Here is a 10100-nt window from a genome sequence, read left to right on the forward strand (position 1 = left end):
GGGGGTCGGTGCGGGCGGCGGGCCTCCCCCCCCTGGGCCGTGGGGGGGGGGGGGGGGCGCCCCCCCCCCGCCCGCCACTACCAGATGCTCATGCCGTGCCGGTTAGACTTCCGGCATGACGTCTGCCAACGATCCGCGCCGCGCACAGCTGCGGCGCCTGAAAGCCCTCGCGCTGGGACTGCTGCTGTTGATGCTGGCCGGTTTCGCGGTCAGCCACTGGCAGGGCGAGCGCGGCATCTGGGCCTGGGTCTCGGCGTTCTGCGAAGCCGCAGCCGTGGGCGCACTGGCCGACTGGTTCGCGGTCGTTGCCCTGTTCCGGCGGCCGATGGGCCTGCCGATCCCGCACACCGCGATCATCCCGCGCAGCAAGGAACGCATCGGCGACAGCCTCGCCCTGTTCGTGCGCGACCAGTTCCTGGAGCCGGGTGTGCTGCTGGCCAAGCTGCAGGTGTTCGATCCGGCCAGCCGCCTCGGCAGTTGGCTGGCCGATCCGGCGCGCTCACGGATGCTGGCCGACATGGCCCGCGGCTGGGCGCTGCAGGCGCTGGACTTCTTCGACGAAGCCGCCGTGCGCCGGCAGCTCCATGCGTTCGTGGTGCAGCAGCTGCGGCAGTGGAATGCCGCCTCCACCGCCGGTGAGCTGCTGGCCCTGCTGACCGCCGATGGCCGCCACCAGCGCGTGCTGGACGAGGGCCTGCAGCGGCTGGGCCGCTGGCTGGAGCAGCCGGAAGTGAAGGAGCGCGCCTCGCAGCTGATCGTGCGCTACATCCAGCGCGAATGGCCGACATTGTCGAGCACGGTGAACTGGGTCAAGCCGATCGACGAGATCGGCGACAGCCTGGCCGAGCGCCTGGCGCGTGCGGTGCTGGAAGAACTGCAGCAGGTGCTGGCCGAGCCGCAGCATCCGCTGCGCCAGGACTACGAGAGCTGGCTGCAGAACTACGTGCAGCGCCTGCGCGAGGACCCGGCCCTGGCCGAGCGCATCGAGCAGCTCAAGCAGGAAATGATCGACCACCCCGCTCTGCAGGACTACGTGCAGGGTCTGTGGGCGCGCATCCACGCCAGCCTGCGCAGCGACCTGCAGCGCGAGGACTCGGCGCTGGTCGGCCACCTGCAGCGCAGCCTCGCCTCGCTGGGCAGCAGCCTGCAGGCCGACCCGGCCCTGCGCGAGGCGCTCAACCAGCATCTGCTGGAAGGCGCACAGCGGCTGACCGGGCGCTTGCGCGAGGGCGTGACCACGCATATCGCGCAGACCGTGAAGAGCTGGGACGAGCGGCATCTGGTCGAACAGCTGGAACTGAGCGTGGGCCGCGACCTGCAGTTCATCCGCTTCAACGGCACCCTGGTGGGCGGCCTGATCGGCCTGCTGCTGCATGCAGCGACGGTGGTGTTCAGGTTCTAGGACCCCATCCGGCAGTCGATCCACGCCCTGCGTGGAGACGGAATTCGTCACGCTTGATTAACGAAATGCGAATGCCTATCATTTGCCGATCGGTTGTACGCTTAGCCAAGCGGGGCACGGAAGCACGCACCCACCCGCCCCTTCGCCCGTGTACATCCCCCGACTACCGGGTCGCCCGCACCAAGCGGGTGGCGCACCGTCGATGGGACTCGCTGGGCGACGTGCGCGAAGCGCATGGCTGCTGTGTCTGCGCATTCCATCGCCTGTTTCGTCCTGCATGGAATCGCACCGATGGCAATGCCGTTGAACCACCCTCGTCCCACTCTGCTGGCCCTGGCCGTGACCGCACTGATGATCGCCCCGCTGGCCCATGCCGACGGCACTGCCGATCCTTCCGCGCGCACGCTGGATACGGTCCAGGTCACCGCTGACGGCGATATCGTCGACAGCTATACGGTCAAGCGTGCCAGCACGGCCACCAAGCTCGGCCTGTCGCTGCGCCAGACGCCGCAGTCGATGACCGTGGTCACCCGCCAGCGCCTGGATGACATGGGCTTGTTCTCGCTGTCCGATGTGATGGGCCAGGTCACCGGCGTGGCGGTATCGGTTACCGACAGTGAGCGCATCAACTACGTCTCGCGCGGCTACAACATCACCAATTTCCAGGTCGATGGGATGCTCAACACCTTCGGTGGGTACATCAAGACCAACACCGACAGCGTGATCTATGACCGCATCGAAGTGGTGCGCGGCGCAACCGGCCTGACCACCGGTGCCGGCGATCCCTCGGGCACCATCAACTTCGTGCGCAAGCGTCCTACCGACAGCTTCCAGATGAGCGCCAACCTGACCCTCGGGCGTTGGGGCAACCAGCGCCTGGAGGCCGACCTCGGTGGCCCGGTTGCGCTCGACGGCCGCATCCGCGCGCGCGTGGTGGCGGCCAAACAACAGAGTGACTCGTTCCGCGATGTCTACAAACTGGACAAGGACGTGTTCTACGGCATCGTCCAGGCCGACATCACCGACACGACCCTGCTCGAGGCCGGCTACGAATACCAGTCGCCGCGCACCACAGGCGTGACCTGGGGCGTGGTGCCGTACTGGGGGTCCGATGGCCAGCCCGCCAACCTGCCGCGCTCGACCAACCTGTCCGCCCGCTGGAGCAGTTGGCCGATCATCGAAAAGAGCGCATTCGCACGCCTTGAGCAGCAGTTGGGCAACGGCTGGACCGCCAAGGCCGCCTATACCCGCTCCAAGCGCGAAACCGACGGTGCGGTGTGGTACGGGGCCTCCGGCTACCCGAATGCCGATGGCAGCGGCATCAGCGCCTTCGTCGGCAGCTTCGGCGAGAACGGCGACATGCAGGTGTTCGACTTCAACGTTGGCGGTCCGTTCCGGCTGTTCGGCCGGGAACACGAGCTGGTGCTCGGTTTCGGCCAATCGGCGCGCAAGGGTGAAGTGCCTGCCACCGACACTGCTGCCTACCCGGACAGCTACACCCGTGTACCGGATTGGCATCGCTGGAACGGCGACGTCGCGCCGCTGCAGGTCACCCGCCTGGGCTATCTGGCTTCTGAAGACGAACTGCGCCAGCGCGCGGCCTATCTGGCGACGCGCTTGCAGCTGGCCGATCCGTTGACCGCGGTGCTCGGCGCGCGCTACGGCAGCTGGGAAACGCGCACCTGGAACTACACCCATGACGCCGCCGGTCGCCTGACCGATACGCGTCGCGGCGGCTACAAGCCGGACGACTCGCTCACTCCGTATGCCGGCTTCATCTACGACTTCAACCGCTACTTCAGCGGCTACGTCAGCTACACCGACATCTTCCAGCCGCAGAACTACCGTGACCGGGACAACAACTACCTCGAACCGGTGGTCGGTGACATGTGGGAGGCCGGCGTCAAGGCCGAGTTCTTCGACGGTCTGCTGAATGCTTCCGCGGCCGTGTTCAAGGGCCAGAAGGACAACGTTGCCGAGCTCGACGACTCGGTGCCGGAAAACTCGCTGCCGGGTGGGGTCAGTGCCTACCGCTCCACCGGCAAGGGCAACAAGGTCAAGGGCTGGGAGATCGAAGCACAAGGCAGCCTTGGTGAGAACTGGAACCTGGCGGCCGGCTTCACCCACACCGTCAGCCGCAATGCGCAGGGCGTGCGCCAGAACACCGTCGTCCCGGTCGATCTGTTCCGCCTCAACGCCAGCTGGCGACCGGGCGGTGCTGAAGGCCGCTTCTGGCTGGGCGGTGGCGCCACCTGGCAGAGCGGAATCTGGAGCCTGAGCAACAAGCCGCGTGCGGATTTCCTGACCAGCGGCAAGCGCGACCGCGTGGCAATCGAACAGGGCGACATCTACCTGCTCAACCTGTCGGCGGGCTATCGCTTCAACGAGAACTTCACCGCGCAGGTAAACGTGAACAACCTGCTGGACAAGAAGTATTACAACCGCGTCGGTTTCTATGACGGCGTGTTCTGGGGCGAACCGCGCAATGTGACGATGACACTGCGCTGGAAGCTCTGACCCTCGATGGATGGCACCGGTTCTGCGACCGGTGCCCGGCCACGGATGGCCAACCCCGGCGCGCTGCGGTGCGCCGGTTCCTTTTCACTGAAACCTGCAGGAACGCCGTGGACCGCTCGCCCGCAACCGCCAGCCCCCGCACCTTCTTCTCCAACCCGCGCTGGGGCGTGCTGTCACGCTCGCTGGCGGCGATCTTCGGCGGCTACACGCTGGCTTCTGTGACCAGCGTATTCTGCGCGGTAGCGCTGCCCGGCGCACGTGGCCAGACCGTGCTGACCGGCATGCTGCTGGCCATTCTGGTGGCCGCCTGCGCGGCGCTGTGGGCGTTCGCCACGCGCAGTGCGCTGCGTGCGTGGGTCGGCATCCTCGCCCCCACCCTGCTGATGGCAGTCATCGCGCGCATGCTGGGGGCCTGGGCATGAAGAACGGATTCCGCCAGTCGATGGCCTGGCTGCACACCTGGACCGGCCTGCTGGTCGGCTGGCTGCTGTTGCTGATTTTCATGGCCGGCACGGCCAGCTACTACCGCGAGGAAATCAGCCGCTGGATGCGCCCGGAACTGCCCTCCAGCAACGTCAGCATCGATGTGGCCGCGCAGCGTGCCGTGGACTACCTGCAGGCCAACGCCGCGCAGGCCGAGAACTGGTTCGTCACCCTGCCACAACCGCGCAACCCCGCCATGCAGATGTTCTGGCGGCTGCCGCCGGAGCTGGCCGACCCCAGCCGTGGCCGTCGAGGGGGCTTCGGCGACGCAACACTGGACCCGAACACCGGGCAGGCACTGAAGGCCCGCGAGACCCGCGGCGGTGATTTCTTCTACCGCCTGCATTTCGACCTGCACTACATCCCGGTGCTGTGGGCGCGCTATCTGGTCGGCTTCTGCGCGATGTTCATGCTGGTGGCAATCATCACCGGCGTCATCACCCACAAGAAAATCTTCAAGGACTTCTTCACCTTCCGCAAGGACAAGGGCCTGCGGTCCTGGCTCGATTTCCACAACGTCAGCGCGGTGATGGCCCTGCCCTACCACGCGATGATCACCTACACCGGCATCGTCACCCTGATGATCATGTACCTGCCGTGGGGCGTGAAGGTGGCCTACCCGCAGGACGAGGATGCCTTCTACAGCGAGGCCTTCGGTGGCATGCCGGAGGTGACTGCACCTGCCGAAGGCCGCGCCACCCCGCTGCCGATCGCGCAGCTGCTGGACAGCGCGCGAGCGCATTGGCACGGCGTGGAAGTGGCCGGCTTCACCGTGTCCAACCCGGGCGCGGCCAATGCAGTGATCGACATCCGCCAGCGTGACGGCAAGCGCCTGTCCACCGACACCCCGGCCGTGCGCTACGACATGGTCAACGGCACGCTGCTGGAAGAAACACCGCCTTCCGGTGGCGCCACCGCCACCCGCGGCGTGCTGTACGGCCTGCACCTGGCGCGCTTCGCCGACTGGGGCCTGCGCGCACTGTTCTTCCTGTCCGGCCTGGTCGGCTGCCTGATGGTGGCCAGCGGCGTGGTGCTGTGGGCGGTGAAGGAACGGCCCAAGCACGCCAAGAGTGGCCGCACAGGCTTCGGCCTGCGCCTGGTCGATGCGTTGAACATCGGTACCGTGGCCGGCCTGCCGATCGCCTTTGCAGCGTACTTCTGGGGCAACCGCCTGCTGCCGCTGGACATCGCCGAGCGCTCCAGCGCCGAGGCCAACGTGTTCTTCTACGCCTGGGGCGCGGCACTGCTGGCCGCCTTCATCTGGCCGAAGCGGATGATGTGGGCCTGGCAGCTGTACCTGGGCGCAGGCGCGTTCGCGCTGGTGCCGGTGGTCAATGCGCTGACCACGCATGCGCACCTGGGCAACACCCTGCGCAACGGCGACTGGGTGCTGGCTGGCTTTGATCTGTCGATGATCGCGTTCGGCGCGATGCTGGCGCTGTGCGGCTGGCGCATGCAGCGCTGGACACCACCGCTGAGCGCGGCCGAGAAGAAGAAGCGTGCAGCGGCGGCAGCGGCGCCCAAGGCCCCGGTGGACGCTGCAGAAACCGCCGAAGCGGAGGCCAGCGCATGATGCTGCTGGCGTTGACCCTGTCGTTCTCCGCGTTCACCGCGCTGTCGCTGGCGATGGAGAAGCACCAGCACGACCTGCACGGCAAGGCTGCAGCCACCCCGGCACGGCGCACGCAGTGGCGGGTGCTGGGTTGGGTGCTGCTGACGGTAGCGTTCGCATTGTGCGTGGTCGACCACGGCTGGGCGATGGGCCCGGTGCTGTGGCTGGGCGTGATGACCGTGGGCGGCGTGGTGCTGTCGTTCGGGTTGTACCCGTACCGGCCGAAATGGATCGCGCCGCTGGCGATCGCGCTGCCCGTGGCCGGGCTGCTGGTGGCGTTGCTGTAACCGCCATCCACGCATGGCGTGGATCTACTGAACAGCCATCCACGCATGGCGTGGATGTACCGGCCAGATATGGGGAGTGCCGGCCGCTGGCCGGCATCCCATGAACCCTCTGCGGATCTGACAACGTTGCCGGCCAGCGGCCGGCATTACCGGGCTTACCCCAACCGCTTCAGTTCCCACGCGCGGTGGATGCGCGCGTTGCGCTCGAAATCCGGGCCGATGGTGCGCGCGGTGATTTCGCGGCACTGGGCGAATTCGGCGATGGCGTTCTCTTCCAGCTTGAAGCGGCGGAAGTTGTTGGAGAAGTACAGCACGCCACCCGGCGCCAGCCGCGCCACCGCCGCGCGCAGCAGCTTCAACTGCTCGCGCTGCACGTCGAAGTCATCGGCGCGTGCGGAGTTGGAGAAGGTCGGCGGATCGCAGAAAATCACGTCGTACTGGCCACGGTCGCCTTCCAGCCAGGCCATCGCATCGGCCTGCACCAGCAGGTGCTGGTTGCCGCCCTGCCCGTTCAACGCCAGGTTGTCGTAGCACCACTGCAGGTAGGTCGCCGAAAGATCGACGCTGGTGGTGCTGGCCGCACCGGCCACGGCGGCCTGCACGCTGGCCACGCCGGTGTAGCAGAACAGGTTGAGGAAACGCTTGCCACGCGCCTGTTCGGCCATCATCCGGCGCAGCGGGCGATGGTCGAGGAACAGGCCGGTGTCCAGGTAGTCGAACAGATTCACCTGCAGCAGCGCGTTGTTCTCGCGCACCACGATGAATTCGTCACGCTGCTCGAAGCGGCCGTACTTGCTGCCGCCCTTGCCGCGCTCGCGCGACTTCATCGAGACCTGCTCCGGCGGCACGCCGAATACTTCCCGTGCAGCGGCCAGCAGTTCGTTGCGGCGACGGCGCACGTCGTTCTCCGGAATCGCCGCCGGTGCCGCGTACTCCTGCACATGCAGGAAGGTACGGCGCTTGCCACCGTCTTCCTCGTAGACATCGATGGCCGCCGCGTACTCCGGCAGATCGGCATCGTAGGCGCGGAAGCAGGTGATATCCTCGCGGGCACGCCAGCTCTTGAACTTCTTAAGGTTCTTGCGCAGGCGGTTGGCCACCATCTGCGCACCTTCGCTGAGTTCGCGCGGCTGCGCCGGGTCGCGGCCCGGCACGGCGATCGGGTCGCAGACGATCAGCGCGCATTCCAGCGCACCGTTGAACATCTGGTACTTCTTGCCCGCACGCAGGCCGGTGGCAAAGGCCAGTTCGTCGTTGCCGCACAGCAGGCTGGCGCGCCACTGCGGCACCGCTTTCTGTAGGGCATTGCCGAGTGCGCGGTACAGCGCCGGGTCGGCGGCCAGGCGTTCGTCATACGGCGGGTTGCAGACCACCGCACCGATCTCCTGCTCCGGTGCGGCCAGGTCGGCCACATCGGCGCGGGTGAAGCGGATCGCGTGGGCGACACCGGCCACCTCAGCATTCTCGCGTGCCGCCTGGATCGCGGTCGGGTCGATGTCGCTGCCGTGGATGACCGGCTTCAGCGCGGCCAGGCCAGCCGCTTCGCGGTCACGCGCCTCGCTCTGGATGCTCTTCCAGGCGGCCTTGTCGAAGCCCAGCCAGCGGCTCGGCGGCAGGCTGCCGTGGCGCATCAGGCCGGGCGCGACGTCGGCGGCCATCAGCGCGCCTTCGATCAGCAGCGTGCCGCTGCCGCACATCGGGTCCAGCAGGCCGCCACCGGCGGCGTGCAGCCGCGGCCACTGCGCGCGCAGCAGCAGCGCGGCGGCCAGATTTTCCTTCAGCGGTGCCTCGTGAGCGGCGCCGCGCCAGCCACGGCGATGCAACGGGCCGCCGCCGAGGTCGATCGACAGCGAGGCACGGCCTTTGCGCAGTGACAGGTTGACCCGCACATCCGGCAGGTCGGTGTTGACCGACGGGCGCTCCAGGCCTTCATCACGCATGCGGTCAACGATGGCGTCCTTGATCCGCTGCGCGGCAAAGCGGGCATGGGTGATCTTGTCGCCGGACACGTGCGCGTCCACCGCCAGGGTCATCTCCGGCTTGATGTGCTCGTGCCACGGCAGCGCACGCACGCCGTCATACAGGGCCTGCTCGTCCGGGCAGTCGAACTCGTCGATCGGCCACAGCACGCGGCTGGCCAGGCGCGACCACATCACGATCCGCAGCGCCTGCTCCAGTTCGCCTTCGGCGTTGACGCCGGCAATGGTGGCAGTGGCCTTGCCAAGGCCCAGGGCCGACAGTTCATCGGCAAGCAGGTATTCCAGGCCCTTGGCGCAGGAGACGAAGAATTTCACAGGATCGGTTCGCAGGTGGTCGGGCGCGGCACAGGGGCCGGGCCAGTCGGAAAGGAGGGCCGTAGGCACGGCCGGCAGGCCCGCGCCGGGGGCGGCGGGGCTGCCATTGTAGTCAATGCGGGCGGGCGCGCCGTGCGCCCGGGCTTCACAGTTGCCGCAGCAAGCGCTCGAAGGCCTGCGCGGAGGCCTCCACGTGGTGCTCCAGGCGGTGGCCGTCGTCGACCAGCAGCAGCTGCGCCGAACGCGCCTGGGCCCAGGCGATCACTCCAGCGGCCGGCACCACATCGTCATGCCAGGCCTGGACCACGGTGGTCGGCACGGCGGCGGCGTCCAGCGCCGGCATCGGGCCCATGGTGGTCGGCGGCACCATCAGGAACAGGCCGGCCACCGGCACCTGCAGCGAGGCGATGGCAGAGATGTAGGCACCCAGGCTGGAGCCGGCCAGCACCACCGGACCCTGCTGGGCAGCGATGGCGGTGCGTTCAACCAGGCGGCGCAGGCGGGTCGGCACGTCACCTACGCGGCTGACCTCGCTCATCGCGTCCAGGTCTGTATAGTCCGGGCGCTCATGAGTCCAGCCCAGGCGCTGCGCCACGTCGGCCAGCGCGGTGACCTTGGTCGCCTCCGGGCCGCTCTCGAAACCGTGGGACAGGATGCAGTGGCCGCGGCTCATGCGCGCGCTCCATGGGAGCGGACCGACGAGGAAAGGGAAGGCAGGTTCATGCCGCAATGCTAGCATCGCCGGATGCCCAACCCGCTCCTGCCCGGCCTGCAGCTGCAGCCCCTGCCCTACGAAGACCGTCTGCCACTGCGCGACCCGACCACGCTGGAGATGGTGGTGATCCACTGCACCGAGCTGCCCGATCTGGCGATGGCCCGTGAGTACGGCGAGCGCGTGCTGTATGACAGCGGCGCCGGCAACAGCGGCCACTTCTACATCGACCGCGATGGCAGCGTGGTGCAGTACGTGGCGCCGGAACGCGTGGCGCATCACGTGCGCGGCATGAACGCGCATACGCTGGGCATCGAGCTGGTCAACACCGGGCGCTACCCGCACTGGTTCGACAGCCGCCAGCAGGCGATGGACGAGCCCTACACCGAGGCACAGCTGCAGGCGCTGGAGCAGCTGCTGCAGGCGCTGGTGGTGCGCTATCCGTCGCTGCGGCGGATTGCCGGGCACGACCAGCTGGACCTGGAGCAGGTGCCGGCCAGCGATGACCCGGCGCTGATGGTGGCGCGCAAGCGTGATCCGGGGCCGTTGTTCCCGTGGGCGCGGGTGCTGGCGAAGGTGCCGTTGCAGCCGGTTGGGTAAGGGTTTGCAGGGCTGCGCCCTGCACCCGCAGAAGCCGAAGCCGAAGCCGAAGCCGAAGCCAGAACAACAGCAAAAGCAGAAGCTGACTTCCTGAGGGGAGGCGGGGTGGGTCCGGTTGCGGGGGACGCTGCAAGTACGTCCATGTAAGCTCGGTCGCCGCATCCATGCGGCTCACGCCCCCGCAACCGGACCC

8 protein-coding genes are annotated in these 10100 nt (G+C 67.8%); 6 read left to right on the top strand and 2 right to left on the bottom strand.

The annotated features are described in order from the left end of the window. Window positions 1–115 precede the first annotated feature (115 nt). From V3B48_RS12080 to V3B48_RS12100, 5 genes are all read left to right on the top strand, one after another. Window positions 116–1402, top strand: a complete 1287-nt coding sequence (locus V3B48_RS12080; protein ID WP_329893805.1) for a DUF445 family protein — start codon at window positions 116–118, stop codon at window positions 1400–1402. A 291-nt stretch (window positions 1403–1693) separates the two neighbouring features. Continuing rightward, window positions 1694–3919: a TonB-dependent siderophore receptor gene (locus V3B48_RS12085; protein ID WP_329893806.1), complete on the top strand. Its 2226-nt coding sequence runs from the start codon at window positions 1694–1696 to the stop codon at window positions 3917–3919. Between the two features lie 107 nt (window positions 3920–4026). Beyond that, the gene (locus V3B48_RS12090; RefSeq protein ID WP_125893479.1) at window positions 4027–4341 is read left to right on the top strand and encodes a DUF3649 domain-containing protein; all 315 of its coding nucleotides are present in this window, start codon (window positions 4027–4029) and stop codon (window positions 4339–4341) included. Further along, window positions 4338–5975, top strand: coding sequence for a PepSY-associated TM helix domain-containing protein (locus V3B48_RS12095; protein ID WP_329893807.1), 1638 nt, complete (start codon window positions 4338–4340; stop codon window positions 5973–5975). Before V3B48_RS12090 ends, V3B48_RS12095 begins: the two co-directional genes overlap by 4 nt. After that, a complete protein-coding gene (locus tag V3B48_RS12100; RefSeq protein WP_049399886.1) occupies window positions 5972–6301 on the top strand; it encodes a DUF3325 domain-containing protein in 330 nt (109 codons plus the stop codon). The genes V3B48_RS12095 and V3B48_RS12100 overlap by 4 nt, the downstream gene beginning before the upstream one ends. Before the next feature lie 155 nt (window positions 6302–6456). Here the strand turns inward: V3B48_RS12100 and rlmKL are convergent, their stop codons facing one another. Both rlmKL and V3B48_RS12110 read right to left on the bottom strand, forming a co-directional pair. Continuing rightward, complete coding sequence (gene rlmKL, locus V3B48_RS12105; RefSeq protein ID WP_049423319.1) at window positions 6457–8595, bottom strand: bifunctional 23S rRNA (guanine(2069)-N(7))-methyltransferase RlmK/23S rRNA (guanine(2445)-N(2))-methyltransferase RlmL; 2139 nt, start codon at window positions 8593–8595, stop codon at window positions 6457–6459. A 145-nt stretch (window positions 8596–8740) separates the two neighbouring features. Next, window positions 8741–9268 (bottom strand): alpha/beta hydrolase, encoded by a 528-nt coding sequence (locus V3B48_RS12110; protein ID WP_049399884.1) that lies wholly within the window; start codon window positions 9266–9268, stop codon window positions 8741–8743. A 72-nt stretch (window positions 9269–9340) separates the two neighbouring features. On the opposite strand from V3B48_RS12110, the gene V3B48_RS12115 reads away from it, so the two are divergent. Then, window positions 9341–9907, top strand: coding sequence for an N-acetylmuramoyl-L-alanine amidase (locus tag V3B48_RS12115; RefSeq protein WP_329893808.1), 567 nt, complete (start codon window positions 9341–9343; stop codon window positions 9905–9907). The last annotated feature ends 193 nt before the right edge of the window (window positions 9908–10100 follow it).

Source organism: Stenotrophomonas sp. SMYL20, from assembly GCF_036320045.1.
Lineage (GTDB): Bacteria > Pseudomonadota > Gammaproteobacteria > Xanthomonadales > Xanthomonadaceae > Stenotrophomonas > Stenotrophomonas maltophilia_A.

Coding starts and splice junctions, on each gene's coding strand:
- V3B48_RS12110 (WP_049399884.1), bottom strand. CDS start 9,268: ATGAGCCGCGGCCACTGCATCCTGTCCCACGGTTTCGAGAGCGGCCCG.
- V3B48_RS12085 (WP_329893806.1), top strand. CDS start 1,694: ATGGCAATGCCGTTGAACCACCCTCGTCCCACTCTGCTGGCCCTGGCC.
- V3B48_RS12095 (WP_329893807.1), top strand. CDS start 4,338: ATGAAGAACGGATTCCGCCAGTCGATGGCCTGGCTGCACACCTGGACC.
- V3B48_RS12115 (WP_329893808.1), top strand. CDS start 9,341: ATGCCCAACCCGCTCCTGCCCGGCCTGCAGCTGCAGCCCCTGCCCTAC.
- V3B48_RS12080 (WP_329893805.1), top strand. CDS start 116: ATGACGTCTGCCAACGATCCGCGCCGCGCACAGCTGCGGCGCCTGAAA.
- V3B48_RS12100 (WP_049399886.1), top strand. CDS start 5,972: ATGATGCTGCTGGCGTTGACCCTGTCGTTCTCCGCGTTCACCGCGCTG.